This window comes from Acidobacteriota bacterium (genome assembly GCA_040756905.1).
Classification (GTDB): domain Bacteria; phylum Acidobacteriota; class Aminicenantia; order JBFLYD01; family JBFLYD01; genus JBFLYD01.
Map to the genome: position 1 here is coordinate 21,769 of JBFLYD010000061.1, position 16,238 is coordinate 38,006.

Annotated in this window: 18 protein-coding genes; 14 read left to right on the plus strand and 4 right to left on the minus strand. The window is 31.2% G+C overall.

Going from position 1 to position 16,238, the window contains the following annotated elements; genetic code table 11:
• Positions 1-56 precede the first annotated feature (56 nt).
• The 4 genes from AB1410_10860 to AB1410_10875 all read left to right on the plus strand — a co-directional run bounded on the left by AB1410_10860 (position 57) and on the right by AB1410_10875 (position 5,633).
• Entirely contained in the window at positions 57-1,205 is a 1,149-nt protein-coding gene (locus AB1410_10860; GenBank protein MEW6457197.1) for a 6-bladed beta-propeller, read from the plus strand.
• Between the two features lie 150 nt (positions 1,206-1,355).
• Positions 1,356-3,140, plus strand: a complete 1,785-nt coding sequence (locus tag AB1410_10865; protein ID MEW6457198.1) for an ABC transporter ATP-binding protein — start codon at positions 1,356-1,358, stop codon at positions 3,138-3,140.
• A gap of 171 nt (positions 3,141-3,311) precedes the next feature.
• Positions 3,312-4,682, plus strand: coding sequence for an ABC transporter permease subunit (locus AB1410_10870; protein ID MEW6457199.1), 1,371 nt, complete (start codon positions 3,312-3,314; stop codon positions 4,680-4,682).
• A gap of 96 nt (positions 4,683-4,778) precedes the next feature.
• A complete protein-coding gene (locus AB1410_10875; GenBank protein MEW6457200.1) occupies positions 4,779-5,633 on the plus strand; it encodes a hypothetical protein in 855 nt (284 codons plus the stop codon).
• Positions 5,634-5,702: 69 nt separating this feature from the next.
• On the opposite strand, the gene AB1410_10880 is transcribed toward AB1410_10875, so the two are convergent.
• Both AB1410_10880 and AB1410_10885 read right to left on the minus strand, forming a co-directional pair.
• Positions 5,703-6,104, minus strand: a complete 402-nt coding sequence (locus AB1410_10880; GenBank protein ID MEW6457201.1) for a type II toxin-antitoxin system VapC family toxin — start codon at positions 6,102-6,104, stop codon at positions 5,703-5,705.
• Entirely contained in the window at positions 6,101-6,355 is a 255-nt protein-coding gene (locus AB1410_10885) for an AbrB/MazE/SpoVT family DNA-binding domain-containing protein (GenBank protein MEW6457202.1), read from the minus strand. The genes AB1410_10880 and AB1410_10885 overlap by 4 nt, the downstream gene beginning before the upstream one ends.
• Positions 6,356-6,751: 396 nt before the next feature.
• Between AB1410_10885 and AB1410_10890 the strand changes: the two genes are divergently transcribed.
• The 5 genes from AB1410_10890 (at position 6,752) to AB1410_10910 (ending at position 10,226) form a co-directional block, all read left to right on the plus strand.
• Positions 6,752-7,480, plus strand: a complete 729-nt coding sequence (locus AB1410_10890; GenBank protein MEW6457203.1) for an AraC family transcriptional regulator — start codon at positions 6,752-6,754, stop codon at positions 7,478-7,480.
• 113 nt (positions 7,481-7,593) lie between these two features.
• Positions 7,594-8,610, plus strand: coding sequence for a hypothetical protein (locus AB1410_10895; GenBank protein MEW6457204.1), 1,017 nt, complete (start codon positions 7,594-7,596; stop codon positions 8,608-8,610).
• Entirely contained in the window at positions 8,588-9,655 is a 1,068-nt protein-coding gene (locus tag AB1410_10900; GenBank protein MEW6457205.1) for a 6-bladed beta-propeller, read from the plus strand. The genes AB1410_10895 and AB1410_10900 overlap by 23 nt, the downstream gene beginning before the upstream one ends.
• Positions 9,652-9,834, plus strand: a complete 183-nt coding sequence (locus AB1410_10905) for a hypothetical protein (GenBank protein MEW6457206.1) — start codon at positions 9,652-9,654, stop codon at positions 9,832-9,834. Before AB1410_10900 ends, AB1410_10905 begins: the two co-directional genes overlap by 4 nt.
• Positions 9,835-10,034: 200 nt before the next feature.
• A complete protein-coding gene (locus tag AB1410_10910; GenBank protein MEW6457207.1) occupies positions 10,035-10,226 on the plus strand; it encodes a hypothetical protein in 192 nt (63 codons plus the stop codon).
• A gap of 1 nt (position 10,227) precedes the next feature.
• Here AB1410_10910 and AB1410_10915 read toward each other — a convergent pair whose 3' ends face one another.
• Entirely contained in the window at positions 10,228-10,407 is a 180-nt protein-coding gene (locus AB1410_10915) for a hypothetical protein (protein ID MEW6457208.1), read from the minus strand.
• Between AB1410_10915 and AB1410_10920 the strand changes: the two genes are divergently transcribed.
• Together AB1410_10920 and AB1410_10925 are read left to right on the plus strand one after the other, a co-directional pair.
• Positions 10,340-11,605 (plus strand): ABC transporter permease subunit, encoded by a 1,266-nt coding sequence (locus AB1410_10920; GenBank protein ID MEW6457209.1) that lies wholly within the window; start codon positions 10,340-10,342, stop codon positions 11,603-11,605. The genes AB1410_10915 and AB1410_10920 overlap by 68 nt on opposite strands.
• Positions 11,606-11,611: 6 nt before the next feature.
• Positions 11,612-13,054, plus strand: coding sequence for an ABC transporter permease subunit (locus AB1410_10925; protein MEW6457210.1), 1,443 nt, complete (start codon positions 11,612-11,614; stop codon positions 13,052-13,054).
• 171 nt (positions 13,055-13,225) lie between these two features.
• Here AB1410_10925 and AB1410_10930 read toward each other — a convergent pair whose 3' ends face one another.
• Positions 13,226-13,429 (minus strand): hypothetical protein, encoded by a 204-nt coding sequence (locus AB1410_10930; protein ID MEW6457211.1) that lies wholly within the window; start codon positions 13,427-13,429, stop codon positions 13,226-13,228.
• A gap of 413 nt (positions 13,430-13,842) precedes the next feature.
• On the opposite strand from AB1410_10930, the gene AB1410_10935 reads away from it, so the two are divergent.
• From AB1410_10935 to AB1410_10945, 3 genes are read left to right on the plus strand one after another with little or no spacing between them, the layout of a single operon-like run.
• Positions 13,843-14,910: a PqqD family protein gene (locus tag AB1410_10935; protein ID MEW6457212.1), complete on the plus strand. Its 1,068-nt coding sequence runs from the start codon at positions 13,843-13,845 to the stop codon at positions 14,908-14,910.
• Positions 14,903-15,568 (plus strand): outer membrane lipoprotein-sorting protein, encoded by a 666-nt coding sequence (locus AB1410_10940; GenBank protein ID MEW6457213.1) that lies wholly within the window; start codon positions 14,903-14,905, stop codon positions 15,566-15,568. Before AB1410_10935 ends, AB1410_10940 begins: the two co-directional genes overlap by 8 nt.
• A gap of 12 nt (positions 15,569-15,580) precedes the next feature.
• Positions 15,581-16,168: an ABC transporter permease subunit gene (locus tag AB1410_10945; GenBank protein MEW6457214.1), complete on the plus strand. Its 588-nt coding sequence runs from the start codon at positions 15,581-15,583 to the stop codon at positions 16,166-16,168.
• Positions 16,169-16,238 lie beyond the last annotated feature (70 nt).

The window sequence follows — 16,238 nt, forward strand, 5'->3', positions numbered from 1 at the left end:
TGACTATGAGAGTTAGACTAAACGATAAAGAAAAAATTAATTAATAAGGAGGAGATATGAAATTAAAAATTGAGAAGAAAACCACTCTTATTTTACTAATTCTTTATTTCATCACTCCTTTTGCAACATCTGAAGAAAATGCTTATCCAATTATAAAGACCCCCAAAAATCCTCTTTATGGGAGTTACGAGCTTAAGCTGAGGAAGGATTTAATAATAGGGAATGAGTCTTACGATCAATATCTATTTGGTTCAATTAATGGAATTGAAGTCAATGATAGATATATGTTTGTTTGTGATTCGAAAATGGTGAGGATCCAGGTTTATGATTTAAAGGGAAGATATGTTAGAACTATTGGGCGGAAAGGAAACGGACCAGGTGAATTCTTAATACCGAACACTTTTTGTGTAAGCAGAAATGGAAATATCTATGTTCACGATGTAATGAGGAGAAGAATGATAGTATTTGACCAAGAAGGTAACCATAAAAGGGATATAACATTAGAAAAAATTTTAGCAGGAAAATTTTATGTAGATGAAAATGGATATATTTATTCCTCTATCCTTGAATTCGAATCCGAAAATGACATGTATATCTATTTCATTAAGATGAATCCTCAAGGAAAATTGCAAAATATTTTCAGAAAAGAATTTTATTTGTCCCCAATTTTCGATACAACTTCTGGAAATAAGATGAGAATTTTTTATGATCATCCTTATCTGGCCAATTTATATTTCACTGTGACTAATGGAAATACATTAGTATTGATGAATTCCCTGGTTTATGAATTAGATTTCTTATCTCAAGATGGAAAGGTTTTAATGAAGATTGCAAAAGATGAAAAGAGCGAAAAAGTAAGCGAAGAAGAAAAGGAAGGGGTGTTTTCTGATAGATTTAAAGATACCCCTAAGAGCGTATTAAAAAATGTTACCTTTTCCAAGCAAAGACCTTATTCATCTAATATCCTGACGGATGAAACAGGGAGAATATATGTAGAAAGATTTAAACCTGTGACAGAAGAAGATAAGGGTTATAGTTATGATATATTCAATAAAAAAGGTGAGTATTTATATCGATCGAAAATCGGTTTCATAGCCAACCTAATAAAAAATGGATACTTGTATAACATTTCAGTAAAAGAAGAAGCGGGGGAAATTAGAATTATTCGTTATAAGATTGAAAATTGGGGTGAAATGAGATTTTAGAAGGGAGATGGGTATTTTTAATTTAATTATAAAATGGGTGTTAAGAGCGGGAAGGGAGTTAAGTATTTACATATTAATAATTCGAGGAAGGGGCTTAACATCTTTAGTCGAGAATCTCTTGAGAAAGTTAAAAGATGATTTTGAATTATTTTGAAAGAAAGAAGATACAGTAATAAAATGTTAAATGTACAAAATAGAAAAGAGCGAAGTAAAAAATTAAAATTCTCATCCCTGAAACTTCTCTTTCCCTATCTAAGAACGCACTGGAAAAAGGTTATTATAGCTTCCATCCTTATGATAATTCTCTCCCTTTTGGCCTTACCTACTCCATATCTAATGAAATACATTGTCGATGATGTCATTCTGGCTAAGAATATCAAGCTTCTAAATCTAATAATATTCCTTCTTATTGGGATTCAATTTTTCAAATTAATCTTTTCTTTTCTCACTAATTACCTTTTCTCTGTATTTAATCAGGAGATATTGGTAAAAATAAAAAAGGATCTATTTCATCGTTTATTACGCCTTCCCCTCTCATTCTTTGATTCGCAACAGACAGGGTATCTTTTATCAAGAATAGGGGAGGTAGAAGGACTTGGATTCTTTTTCTCCAATTCCATTGTCAGAATCCTCATTGGAATCCTTGAATTTCTCTTCTGTCTATGGATTCTTCTCTACCTAAACTGGAGACTCACTCTTATATCGTTAATAGTTATTCCCTTTCTTTACTTTGCGACTCGATTCTACTCAAGATCTATAAGGAAAACAAGTAGAGAGTTGATGGAGAAAGGAGCTAATCTTTCAAAGAGAATTCAGGAGTCTCTCTCAGGGGTTGAGGTGATTAAATCCTTTTCCGCCGAAGATCGAGAAACAACCAAGATACATATCTCCTTAGATGAGCTAAAACAAACAAGCATAAAAAGGAATATCCAGTTTACCATATCCTCAGAGATTCTATCTTTGATTGGAGCTCTTGGAGGATTTATCGTCCTATGGTACTCAGGATGGAAGATAATTAAGGGCTCTTTCACTATAGGGACATACATTGCCTTTTCAGCCTATTTAGCAAAACTCTATGGACCAACCCAGATCTTGGCTAACATAGGACTTACCCTTCAACCAGCTATTACTACATTAAACAGAGTCTCAGAGCTATTTGAGCTCGGAGAGGAAGGAGAGGAAGGGATAAGAGTTTCGAAGCTAACAGGAGAGATTGAATTCAGGGATGTCTATTTCAGCTATGATAGTAAAAAAGAGGGTGTTCTCAAGGGAATCACTCTCAAGATTAATCCAGGGGATAAGATTTTAATTGCAGGACCTAATGGCTCAGGTAAAAGTACAATAGTGAAACTAATCCTTGGACTTTATAAGATCGATAGAGGAAAGATAACTATAGATGGTCATGATATAAACACTCTTTCCCTTTCATCTCTAAGAGAGAGGATCTCCTTTGTCTCTCAGAATGTATTTCTCTTTAATGACACAATAAGAAACAATATCCTTTACAGTAGACCCGATGCAAGTGAAATGGAGGTAAAGGAAGCAGCAAAACTCTCTGGTGCTCATGAGTTTATCATGAATCTTGAAGATGGATTCAATACTCCAATTGGAGAGACAGGAAAGAAGCTATCAGGAGGAGAGAGGAAGAAGATATCCATTGCCAGAGCCATCCTCAAAGACTCAGACATAATCATTTTTGATGAGGCAACCTCAGAGCTTGATTCTGAATCAGAGAGGAGAATTGAAGAGCTTATAACTGAGCACTTCAAATACAGAACTTGTATCATCATCTCCCACAGGGCATGGCGAACCAATTCTTTGAACAGGATATATCTCTTAGGAGATGGAAGAGTTTTGGATCAGGGAAGCCATGATGAGCTCTCTCAGAGAAACCCATATTATCGTGAACTTCATCGGACTCAAGCAAGATCTTAAACTTATTTTCCCCATCAATCCATTGTGCCTTATTGACATGAGAAATATTTTTAATCAGAATAATTTATATTATTGAGTAATAAATGAAACTTTTTTGCTAAGTAGAGAGTCTTAATTAATGAATACAATTGCAAGAAAGTGAGGGGAATTTAAGAGAAGGATTTTATAAAAATGATATTCATCTTGACCAAAAAAGAAATATTAGAAGACATTTACAACATAAGATTTATTATATTAGTTCTCTTGTGTTCTATCCTAATCCCTTTAACATTGTTTATTAACCAGAAAGCTCTTGATCGAGATATAATAGATTATTATCAAACACTTACTAAATATGAAGAAAAACTAAAAAGCGGATCCCATAATACTCTTACATTTGAAGCAAGCGGATTCCGGCCTCCCTCTGAATTGAGAATTTTCAGCATTGGATTAGATACTACTCTACCAAGTTCGATAATAATTACACGTGACGAAGGAATAAAATCAGGTGAAAACAAAGCAGAAGATAGTCCGTATCATGCTTTTCTTGGGAAAATAGATTTTTTATTTATCATAAAGGTAGTTATGTCTCTCGTTGCTATGATTTTTACTTTCAATGCTATTTCTGGAGAGAAAGAACAGGGAACGATAAGGCAGATACTTTCAAATTCAATACATCGCTATAAAATAGTAATAGCAAAATATCTCGGAAATTTTATTATTCTCCTTTTTCCATTTATACTTGGATTAACCTTAGGATTGTTGATAGTTATTACAAGTTCGGACACCCAATTACTCAGTAGTAATCATTTGTTAAGAATTATTTTTATGTTCCTAATCGCATTAATCTATATTTCTCTATTCTTGAACCTTGGTTTGTTTATTTCAGTAATAACAAAAAGATCATGGACATCAATAGTTTTTCTCTTATTCATCTGGGTCATTTTCGTGCATGTCATTCCGCAAATATCAGGAATGATCGCTGAGACCTTATATCCTGTAAAATCTGTGAGAGTTTTGAATATTGAAAAAGATATCCAGAAAAAAAGTATTGAAAAAGAACAAAGCAAAGAGTTGCAAGAAATATTCATGAAGAATAATTATGATGAGCTTCGAAAACCAATAGTAGAAAAATACAAAAAAATCTTAGCAGAAAGATTAAGAAATATTGATCAGGAACATAAAAATAGAAAAAGAGTTCAGAGAATTATTGCTAACACAATATCAAGAACTTCTCCTTCATCATCGCTGACTTTTATCTTTTCAGAACTGTCAAATACAGGAATTTTAGAGATGGAAAATTTCATAACAAGCGCCCTGCAATTTCAAAACCTCATAGAAGCTAATGTTTATGCTGACACTTACACTGACGATGTGGGTTCAGGAATGTCAGTAAAGTTAGGAGCAGGAGATTTTTCAAATATACCTCGATTTAATTATCGAAAAGTTGAATTTGTTAAATCTATTTTATCAATTCAACTTGATCTCTTTTTACTTATTCTATTTAATGCACTGTTATTTTCTTTGAGTGCTTTTCTTTTTATTACTTATGATGTCAGATAAAAATACTCATTGGCAACTTGGAACTGGACATCGGTAATCTGTAGTCAGAAATTAGTAAATTGTGATAATGATCAATTACCAGAGAAAGGAGGAAAAATGTTTGAAGAAGAAAAATCTGAAGAAACAAAATTTTGTAGAAGAAAGGTTTTAAAAGCTTTATTTATTGGTGTATTAAGCTTAATACCAATTCCAAAACTACTATCACAACAAACAGAGAAGAGACAGCTTAAAAAGCAAGTTAAAATAAATTCAGGCGTGGAACCGTGTAATGAGGAATCCATTGTAGCCAATATTCAACCACAATTTAAAATTGGTCAGACATTCAAATATAAAGCGATAAGAACCGATAAAAAATTACCCGAAGATGTGGTTGGTAAACAAGTTGCACCAGGTAAGATTGTGTTAACGAGTGAGCCAATACCAATAGAACAGACTATCAAAATTGAGGGATACGAAGAATACAAAGATGAAAAGTGCTTTTTAATTAAAAGGGAGGCAATCCTTGAAAATCCTGTTTTACAGTTCGCTTCAGAAATTCCTGAAAAAACAGTTGAAGAAAAAACAACTACATATATTAATGAAGCAGGAAAAATTCTTTATTCTGAGTCAAAAACGATTTTAAAGGAAGGGCAAAGTACAAGTGTAAGTACTAATAAAGTGCATAGTCTGCCATTCTCAGCGGATATATATTATTTTTATGGTTACTGGATGTTAGCTCTTTCTCAAGACTTTTCCTGGGAATGTTTACAAAATACCCCAAAGGAGCAAATCTTAAGGAGTATTAAAGTAAAAGGCAATGAAAGAATTAATGGAAAAAACTGTTATGTTGTAGAAAAGTTATTCAGGGCTGAATCAACGGGTTCAGAAATTATCACATTCTGGATCGATCTTAAAAACAGGGTTGCGATTCAAGTTAAAAAAGGGAATTCAATAATTAAACTCATCTTCTGAAGTTCATGGTATTTAAATGGAAAGAGTCGTTACACAATTTCTTTACTTAATTACATTATTATCTATTCCTTATACTATCCAGTAAATAGGTATTTTGTTCTCAAGGATTTTAAATTCAGGGTCTCCTGTAACAAGATCTGCATTAAATTGAATGGCTGTAGAAGCAGCAAAAGCATCAGCATAGGAGATTGGATTTTTTGACTTTATCTTAGCAGCGTTAAGGATATTAATTTCATCTGGCACCACAAGGTTTAAAGGCCATTTTTTTATAAAGGCAATTGCTTTATTCGCTATTTCTTCATCAGTCTCTCTTATAAGGATGTAGTATATCTCTCCGATATTGATCCAATTCAAATAGATTTTTATTTTGCCTTCTTCAGCCTTTAATAAAAGCTCTTTGACTCTGTCTTTCCCTTTCTCTCCTTTTTGATAAGCCAGAACAGAGTAACTATCCAAAGCAAAGTTCTTCAAAGGATCACCTTTTTTGCTTTTTCAAATTTTTCTTCTTCTTTTCTATTCTCATCAAGGACTTCCTTCACTGTCTTTTTGAATTTCAACCATCCTTCAGCTCTTTCAATTGGGTTATCTGGAAGAGGAATTAGAATAATCTGATCTCCAAGATCAAGGAACTCGACTATAGTTCCTTCCTTTATATCATATTTTTTTCTCAATTTAGATGGTATAACTAATTGCCCTTTTTTGAAGACTTTTGAAGAATACATTGCTCCTCCTTAATAAAAAGTAAAACTATTTAATTTTTATCATACAAATAAGAATTTATCAAACTATTTAAAAGAAAATTCTAGAACAGACTAATTTTTTTATGAGTCTCATCTTTTCTCTTTTATCAAAGATAAAAATTTTAGTCAATTAAGATGGGTAAATCATTTCCCCTTATAGGAAAATATTTACACATATAAAAGATTAAGTAATATAAATCAAATTTTTAATTTACATATTTTATAGGTGTAATATATTACCCAATTTTATAGAAGGATAAATTTAATAAAAACACAGATTTTCCTTAAGAAACCCTTTATTCTCAAAGAATTTATAGAAACTTCATGAACTTGGCACAGAAATTGGATGATATTAGAAGAGGAAAAGTTTAAAAGAGTATGTCTAAAAAGGTCTTGGTTATCTCTGAGGACAAAAGAATCTTTGATTTTATCAGGAGTTCTTTAGGTTCTTCTGTTTTAATTGAAAATCCTGGAATTGATGAAATAAATCAAAAAGATAAACCCTATGAGTTTATATTCTTGGGATGTGATTATAGGTGTTCTTTTATATTTTGCATGAGAAAGTTTCTATTTCTAAAGATGAATAAAAAAATTCCTTTTTTAGTCATAAGACCCATATTGCTTGAAAGAGGATATGAATCATATGGAGGGTTTTTATCTTCTTTTTTTGAAACCTATACACTTTCTTCCTTTCAAGAAGAAATTCCAAGGAAGATAAAAAACTCAGAGCATTATGGATGTTCTCCAGGATGGATGATTCACCCTTCTAATCTTCTTTTTAAGATTTCCAAGGTTCAAAGAGAAATTGTTGAGAACCCATGGAAAAGATTTAACCTTTTTTCATTCTCAGAGAATGTTTCTCTATCTCCTTCATGGCTTTCTTTAAAATTTAATGAAATTTCAGGGATATCCTTTGAGAGATTCTCAATAAGGATAAGATTCTGTTACTCCCTCTGGGAACTTCTCTCCACAGAAAAACAGATTAAATTAATTGCTTATGAGAGAGGGTACAAAGACCCTCTCTCTTTTACAAAGAGATTCCACTCTTTATTTGGAGTAGCTCCATCATTTGTGAGAAAAGAATTCAACACACTTTCATCAAGATAAAAGCCATGTCACCAAAAATAAAACCATATAAACAAAAATAAAACCATATGATTTTTGTTGAAATAAAGAAATTCTTATGTATGAATATAAGTAACTTAGGTGGAGAAATAAAAATGGCTTCCAAAAAAATCTTCATTTTCATACTGCTAACAATGATTATTCTTATACTCATTTATAATCTCTATAAATATGAATTTTTATTTCACCATTCCCTTAGATATGGAGATAAAATTAAAAAATTCGAGTTTAAGAATCCTGAACTTGGGAAAGTAACACTGAAAGAGGGACAATGGAACTTAATCATAGTGGATAGAAGTTTAGAAGAAGACTATAGTCTTATTAGATATATTAATGCTTTATTTACTAAAAAATTTAAGGATTTGGGACTGAATATTATATTATTTAGTAAGTCTGAGAGAAATATTGCAGAAACCTTCAGGAGAAAATTTAACATTTTATTTCCTATTTTATCTATTAAAGATAATTCCAATATTCTTAAAGAATTATCAAAGCTTAGAGAAAGTCAGCGATGGATTCTTATCATTGATCCTAATCTAAAAGTCGAATTTATTTCTGATTTTATAAAAGATGAAGATATCAGACAATTATTGGAAAAATACATATTAGGAAAGATTAGTTATATTGATGTAATTAAAGAGGAAAAATTGAAGGTTGGCGATTCTTTCCCTCCAATAGAGGTTATAAATTTAGAATCCGGTGAAAAAAAAGTTATTACTAAAGATTTCACTTCATCTCCTCATTTATGGATTATCTTCACATCAAACTGTATTTCTTGTGCTTTAGAATCTCATTTACTTATGTGGAGTTTAATAGAAAAGAACTTAGAGAAAAAATCAAATTTATCAATGGGCTTGATTTTCAGTCCTTATTTCAATAAAGAAGAAATTATTTTTAGAGTTAAAAAACTAAATATTCAAACCCCAATCTTCTTAGCTGAAAGCGAGCTCTATAATATTGAAGATACTTATTATAAAAGGCCATATGGACAAGATGATGTTATTGTTATCAGGACAGATCTAAAAAATTTTATAACTTATTCAGAATCACTCTCGACTTTTCTCAATCATATAAAAGGAGGTTATCTCAATGCAAAAACTTCGTTGTTTTAGTAAAATAAAGATTTTGAGTTTCATTATCTCTTCTGTGATTGTATCCTCCGCTTTTGAAGTCCTATTAGCTGATGATCTGAAAATTTATGAAGCAAAACTTGAAGAGGTAGCTTTCAATATGCACTTTACAGACATTCAGAAGATTATTCCAGCTGAGGAGACCATATTTGTTTTAGAGATGAAGAATCATCGTATTATCTTTATTAAAGATAAGAAAATCATTGGCCAAATAGGAAAAATAGGAAATGGAAAAGGGGAGTTCTATTATCCTTCAGATTTTTTTATTGACAAACATGGACTCTTCTATGTACTTGATAAAGGCAATTATAGAATTCAGATATTAGATTCAAAGGGGATTTATTTAAGCGATTTCCCAGATTATCCCGAAAGCTGGGGATTAGCTGTTAATTCTAAAGGGGAGATTTTATTAGGACAGCCAGCATTGAATAATCTGGTCTCTGTTTATAATCCTAAAGGAAAAAGATTGCGAAGCTTCGGCTCTCTCATTAATCCCTCAGAGATTTATGGAATGGATTATAAAAAATATAATGAAACTCACAAAGTGCCATTAAATCGGATTCGGATAGCTTTAGACGAAAATGACAATGCATGGTTAGTATTTTTACATGCCCCATTAATCTGCAAATATAACCAAAAGGGTGAACTAATTTACAAAAAGATTTTAAATATCCCCGACTTACAGCCTCTTAAAAAAGCTATCTGGCAAAGTCCACCTCCTTATGAATACGCTTCTATTAATATTGATGGTATTCAGTTAACGATGATCATTAGGGATATTACTTTTGATCCCAAAAAGAAACAAATTCTAATTCTATTAGGAGATCAAAGAATCGTGGCTTTTAATTCAGAAGCAAATGAACAGTTTATTATTAAGCCGAAATTTAAAGAAGGTAGTTTGAGGGATTTGTCTGTTAATAAAAATGGTGAGATCTTTGTATCCATATTTTTCTCACCTAAATGCTATAAATTGATTCTATCTTCCGAAAAAGAAGATAAGAAAAAAATTGAAGGAGGTGAACTATGATAAAAAAATTCTTAATGGGTCTACTTGTTGTTGTCTTCGCTCTGAGCCTATTTTTAGCCGTTGTTCCGATTAATGTTTCTGGAGCATGTTGCACTTCTGATGATAAGAAAAGTACATGTTGTGGACCATGCTGTAAAGCTGGCCCAACTTGGTGCGAAGCCGGAAAATGCGCTACATAGTTCATGCTGGTAGTTTTTCTTAGGGAGGGAATGTAATCCTCTCCCTTCTTAAATAATAATAACAATAAAATATGAGAGAAGAAATTGTGAAAAAGAAGTGTTAGATTAAACATAATGAGAGGAGATAATAGAATCGCAGTTTTTAAATCAGAGGCAAATGAACAGTTTATTATTAAACCGAAATTTGAAGGAGGTGAACTATGATAAAAAAATTCTTAATGGGTCTACTTGTTGTTGTCTTCGCTCTGAGCCTATTTTTAGCTGTTCTTCCAGTTGGCGTCTCAGGAGCAACTTGCACTTCTGGGGATGGGAAAAAAACATGTACAGGACCATGCTGTGAAGCTGGCTCAACTTGGTGTGTCGCTTCAGATTGCCCAAAGGTGGCAAACTAGCTCATGATGCTGGTAGTTTTTCGAAGGGAAGGGATGTAATCCCTTCCCTTTTCGTATTATAATCTATCATAATTATGATGTGGGAAATTGCAAAGAAAAGAGTAAGAATAAACTTGATTACACGAAGGTTTTCAACAATCTCTTTTCTTCTCTTCTTTTTAATCTTATTCTCTCTATTCACTTCTATTAGCACCTTTAAAAAAAGAATATCATATTATAATGAAGATATATATTCTCATCTTTTCAAGCTCGATCCCTCAAGAATTAACATGTATTCTAATGTAGAGATTGGATTTGATAGACCTCCTGAAAAATTGAGTATTTTAGCCGGGGGGATAGGAGAAAAATATGGTTCTTGTGCTATTATTAGGGGAAAATATGGACCAACTATTATTAGAAGCAGAGAGAAATCTAATTTCTTTCTTTTTAATCCACTTCCTTTTGATTTTATTCATGTTTTAGGCTTAGTTATCAGCTTAATGGCAATTCTTCTTTCCTACGACACTATCTCTGGAGAAAGAGAAGAGGGAACCTTACAACTTTCTTTATCAAATTCAATTGGAAAATATAAAATACTTCTTGGTGAATATATTGGTGCAATGCTTTCCCTTCTTATCCCTCTTTGTCTTTCCTTTCTTGGAGTTATAATTATTCTCCAGCTTCATCCTGATATTAGTTTTGATCTGGAGATGTTAGGTGAGATATCAGTGCTTTTCCTAAACTCTGTGTTTTTGACCTCTGCATTTGTTATGTTGGGGATTCTTATCTCATCATTAACACGGCAATCAAATACCTCCTTACTAAGTGCTTTTTTTATTTGGGTTATTTTAGTAGCTATATACCCGAATCTTACATCATGGATTTCTCTCTATGCTAAGTCAGTAGAATCCCTTGTTGAATTGACTTCTACCAATATAATTACAAAAATGTCTCCTGAACATATTTTAGAAGAAAAGGTTCAAATAGATAAAAACCAAAAGGAATTCAATTTAAATAAAAGATTTGAACAATCAGATTTTGAAAATAAATTAAAGCTCTTTTCTCCTTTTTCAACCAATATATTATTATCACAAATTATTGCCGGAACGGATGTTGGAACTCAAAAAAAATTTATTAGTCAGATTAAGAATTTAGAACAATCTTTTATAAAATGGCAGAAAGAAAAGCTCAAAAAATATCCGCAAAGGGAATCTTTTTTTATAGCGGGATGGGGGGCTGTTGATTTAAAAGATTTACCATCTAACGAATTCAAAGGAGAAAGTTTGGCTGAAAGGATAGAAAGAGCGATTCCATATATGGCTTCGGTTTTAATTTTAAATATTATTTTATTTTATATGAGCTATATAATCTTTATTAAATACGATCCAAGATTTGGCTAAATTAAAATGAAAGGACTCATAATAAATAAAACTATTCTTAATAACATTTATGACTTCAAATTTTTGATTTCAAGCTTGATAGTTATCTTGTTGCTAATCTTAGGGACTTCTATGAGTATTTCTAATATTTCATTACAATCGAAGGAATATAACAGATTTCAGAGCCTTGCAGAAAATGAAAAAAATCTTGAAAATGTTAAAGTAATAAAAAGACCGAACAAATTTATATTTGCTCATGAAGGAGGGGAAAGAAACTTGCCACAATATCTTATTGTACTTCCTTATTTTGTTGATTATCCTATTGAAGACCTTAGCTTGAAACCTTTTATTGAGAATCTTCAAAATCTGGATTGGTCATTTGTTGTTGGGTATTTATTTAGTCTTATTGCCTTTCTTGTTACCTATGATTTGGTATCAGGAGAAAAGGAGAAAGGAACATTGAGATTATTAGTTTCCCAACCTATTTCTAAGGATTCTTTTTTGTTTGGAGGTTTTTTGGGTGCTTTATTGAGCCTAATTCCATTTCTTTTAATTGGACTTATAATTAGCATAATAATTATCCTATTTAATGCAAATATATCTTTTGATGAAAACGATTGGATAAAAATTTTCTTCGTCATTATCCTTTCCTTCTTTTTCATTTCCTCTATGGTATTAATCGGAATCTTCACCTCTACGGTATCTACTAAATCTTCTACATCACTTATTATCTCACTCATAATATGGGTTTTTATAGCAATTATAATTCCCAATGGAGGTGTTCTTGTAAGCGAGATTATATCTCCTATCCCATCATTTAAGGAATTTGAAATAGAATTGAGGGGAGCGGAAAAAATATTTTATTCCAAAATCACATTATCATCAATAATGTTAAGGGAAATTTATACAAGAAGGGATTTAAGCAATGCAGAAAAAAGGAATAAAGTAGATCAGCTTCAAAAGAAGATATATAGAGAAAATAGACAAGCTCTTGAAGAATATAAGCAGGATATACTAAAGATAAGAAAAAATTATTTAAAAAAATTAGAAAATCAGATGAGATTGGCAAAGATAAGCTCTAAACTCTCTCCGCTCTCTGTATATATGAATTCAATTGAAGGGATAGTTAGGACAGGATACGCCCATCAATTAACCTTTTTTAGAATTGCAGAGCAATATATGAGAGAATACACTATATATGCAAATAAAATGCAAGAAGAACTTAAAGATAAAGCTAAAATTATGGGTCCAAAAATCGTTGACGAAGGATATGAAGTTGAAGGCATAAGCTGGATCTCCTATAAAGATATCAATTTTGATAAAAGTTCGTTTCCTAAATTCCCAGAATACAACTTAACTATTTCTAATACTTTCCCCATTGCTCTTATTGACATAGGTATTTTAATATTCTTTAACATATTATTTTTTGTATTATCATATGTTAAATTCTTATCTTATGATGTAAGATAATTATTATCTCTTACAAATCCGAGTAGAAGGAGGATTTTCAACAAGAAGTTGATATAGGCTCAATTTGTATTCTTTTCTTCTTGCTAATTTTTTCAGTTAGGAATCCCAGACTCAAAAACTTTTCAAATCTCAAAAAGTCCAACTGCATCTTCAGAGTTAGGGGATATTATTCTAAAAAAATTTTTGAAAACCTTCTTTCTCAGATATCTCTGAAAGTCTTCTATCTGAAGTTATAAGAGAAAATGAATCACCCGTTTCTTTTTTAAATATTTTTAAAGAAGCAAGGTGAATCGCATCATCTGCCCTTATAAGGATATTTTTAGTGTTAATTAATATGGGTAAATCATTTCCCCTTATAGGAAAATATTTACACATAATACAAAGACCCTCTCTCTTTTACAAAGGGATTCCACTCTTTATTTGGAGTAGCTCCATCATTTGTAAGAAAAGAATTCAACACACTTTCATCAAAATAAAAGCCATGTCAACAAAAATAAAACCATATGATTTTTGTTGAGGAATGAAATTATTAGATTTAAATTTATTAGGGAGGTGCAAATTGAATTACCATAAACCCACTTACACTAAGGATAAAGAATTTGAAAAGGTTGCTGCATTAGCAAATTTACCCGATGAAGCTCTTGCTTTTGTAGTTTTTGTTGTTTTTATTATGAGTTGAGTTTGGCACCCGTAGATAACCGAGGGGGTGGGAGGCATATTTTGCCTCCCACCCAAAAAAGAAGAAGATATTAAAAAAGAAAATGAATTTATATTTAAAACCAAGAAGAATGTCTGAAATTTGGGGCATTAATAAACAGCAGCAAGAATTTGAGGGATGGGTTATAGGATATGATAATATCTTTAAATTAGACCATATTTCATCCATTATATGGGAAAATATAAATGGAGATAGATCAGTCAATGAAATTATTAATATTATTTCAGAAATGTATCCTACGATTGATAGAAATACAATAAAAAATGACATTATTGAGTTATTAACTAATTGGGTAAACGATAGACTAATTAGTTTAAATTATAAAATGTTAGAATCTCTTATAAAAAAGCCCAAGTCTCAGAGAGTATTAACCCGATTAGAAAAAAATCAAGAAATTGATATATTACTTTCATCTACTCCTTCACCATATCCAAGAGATATGATCATCCTAAAAATTTTTGCATTCCCCCCTTTAGGAATTGGATACATAAGTTCTTTGCTCCGACAACATGGTTTTAAAGTAGAATGTGCAAATCTTGCCGGGTTAGACAATGAAAATATTGAACGAGTTCTATCTTTTATCACTACATTCTGCGTTTGTTATCTCTTTTTTATTCCTCTAACAATAGTGATAGAAGAAATTTGTCATTCTTTTGTTATTTTTAAAAAAAATAAAAATTTAAAGAAGTTCTTCTTAGAAATAAGAAGTATTTGTAGCTCAAATAATAAGCTAATTTTTATAAAAAATTGTTCAGTTAATTTTGAAGGAAATTTTACATATTTAGATTATATTCACTTTTTAGGAGGAGGTCCTCTTGGAGCTCTTCTTTTTTTGATTATTCTACTTCCAATTATTTTATTATTTATTAGTAATAAAATGTTTTTAAGTTCAAGGCATTTGTTTATTATTTATTTTTTAATGACAGTGATACCAATAAATTCGCTATTTATAGGAAAAGAATCTGATGGAAGAAAAGCTTTTAGGATTGCTAAAGAAAATGAATTGTCAACCTTTGAATTTATTTATGAATTTATTAAAGGTGCATTTATACTTCTCCCATTTTCCATGGAAAGAGCTAATTTGAAAAAGAAAATAAAAAACGATAATATTTTCAAGGAGAAAAGGAAAAATGTTTGAAAAGAGAAACTTACTCAAACTTTTTATAATTCTGTTTTTTTCAGGAAGATTAATGGCTCAAGAGTTAAATCATGTCCTCCTTAAATATAACTCCAATATTCAAAGACTTTCTCAGTACTTCAAGGATTTAACCGTTACTCAGAAAATCACCTTAGATACAGAAGGGATGACTTTTGAGGAGGTAAGCATTATTTATTATAAAGTAAACAAGAAGGCAAAGAAGACCCTTGAGTTCAAAAGGAAAAAGATGCCAGAAAAGATTCCAGAACTCGATTTCTTCACAGGGTTTCCAATCTCTGAGAAGGATTATAAGATTTCTATCATTGGGAAGGATAACATAGATGGGGAGGAATGCTTTAAGATCAGCCTAGTCCCTAGAAGAAAGGACAAGACATTAATTAATGGATTTATCTGGGTCTCATTCAATGATTATGTATTAATAAAATTTGAGAGTTCTCCATTGGATAAACCCACTATGGTAAAGGAGCTACATATTACTCAGATATATTCAAAAAATCCAGATGGAATATGGCTCCCTTCAAAAAGAATACTCAATTCTATCGCTAATGCAATAATCAAAGATATAAAATCTATAACTACCTTTGAATACTATGATTACAAGATCAACTCAGGGATAAAGGATGAGATATTCAAATAACAGAGGAAAAGTATGATAAAAGAGATTACCTTTAAAGAGCTAAGAGGAACTCTATTAAGTTTTAAATTCTCGATAACATTTTTAGTATGTTTTATAACAATACTTTTAAGCATTAACATAGGAACTCAGAACTATAAAAACAAATTAAAAGAATATCATTATGGAAATGAATTGAGCAAAAAGACTTTTCAAATATATGATTCTTGGGAATCCATTGCCAATGAAGGTATTCAGATCTCTATGAGGCCATCTTCTCTGAGCATATTCTGCAGTGGAATTTTAAATTACACTGGTGATGTTTTCACTCTATCTGGATTTTCTCCTCCTTCACCCAATCCCAGTAAGTATGGTAAAAGTCCCATATTAGCAATATTTGGGGATCTGGATCTTTCTTTTATTTTGAGAGTTATATTGAGCTTATTCTCTATTTTATATACTTATGATGCAATATGTGGCGAAAAAGAATCAGGAACATTGAAACTTCTGTTAAGCAATTCTATAACAAGGGCTCAGATTATCTTTGGAAAAGGATTGGGACTTTTTATCGGGAGTGCACCCCTAAAAGTGGACACTAAATTAAGACACATTTTCAATATATAACTCATTTCCCAACCTATCTTCAAATTCAACTGGCGATAAATAACCAATTGATGAGTGAAGACGCTTTTTG

What these genes read in the sequence shown, in the direction of transcription:
- AB1410_10860 (MEW6457197.1), top strand. Translation starts at nt 57, where the DNA reads ATGAAATTAAAAATTGAGAAGAAAACCACTCTTATTTTACTAATTCTT.
- AB1410_10870 (MEW6457199.1), top strand. Translation starts at nt 3,312, where the DNA reads ATGATATTCATCTTGACCAAAAAAGAAATATTAGAAGACATTTACAAC.
- AB1410_10875 (MEW6457200.1), top strand. Translation starts at nt 4,779, where the DNA reads ATGTTTGAAGAAGAAAAATCTGAAGAAACAAAATTTTGTAGAAGAAAG.
- AB1410_10885 (MEW6457202.1), bottom strand. Translation starts at nt 6,355, where the DNA reads ATGTATTCTTCAAAAGTCTTCAAAAAAGGGCAATTAGTTATACCATCT.
- AB1410_10890 (MEW6457203.1), top strand. Translation starts at nt 6,752, where the DNA reads ATGTCTAAAAAGGTCTTGGTTATCTCTGAGGACAAAAGAATCTTTGAT.
- AB1410_10895 (MEW6457204.1), top strand. Translation starts at nt 7,594, where the DNA reads ATGGCTTCCAAAAAAATCTTCATTTTCATACTGCTAACAATGATTATT.
- AB1410_10900 (MEW6457205.1), top strand. Translation starts at nt 8,588, where the DNA reads ATGCAAAAACTTCGTTGTTTTAGTAAAATAAAGATTTTGAGTTTCATT.
- AB1410_10905 (MEW6457206.1), top strand. Translation starts at nt 9,652, where the DNA reads ATGATAAAAAAATTCTTAATGGGTCTACTTGTTGTTGTCTTCGCTCTG.
- AB1410_10910 (MEW6457207.1), top strand. Translation starts at nt 10,035, where the DNA reads ATGATAAAAAAATTCTTAATGGGTCTACTTGTTGTTGTCTTCGCTCTG.
- AB1410_10925 (MEW6457210.1), top strand. Translation starts at nt 11,612, where the DNA reads ATGAAAGGACTCATAATAAATAAAACTATTCTTAATAACATTTATGAC.
- AB1410_10930 (MEW6457211.1), bottom strand. Translation starts at nt 13,429, where the DNA reads ATGTGTAAATATTTTCCTATAAGGGGAAATGATTTACCCATATTAATT.
- AB1410_10935 (MEW6457212.1), top strand. Translation starts at nt 13,843, where the DNA reads ATGTCTGAAATTTGGGGCATTAATAAACAGCAGCAAGAATTTGAGGGA.
- AB1410_10940 (MEW6457213.1), top strand. Translation starts at nt 14,903, where the DNA reads ATGTTTGAAAAGAGAAACTTACTCAAACTTTTTATAATTCTGTTTTTT.
- AB1410_10945 (MEW6457214.1), top strand. Translation starts at nt 15,581, where the DNA reads ATGATAAAAGAGATTACCTTTAAAGAGCTAAGAGGAACTCTATTAAGT.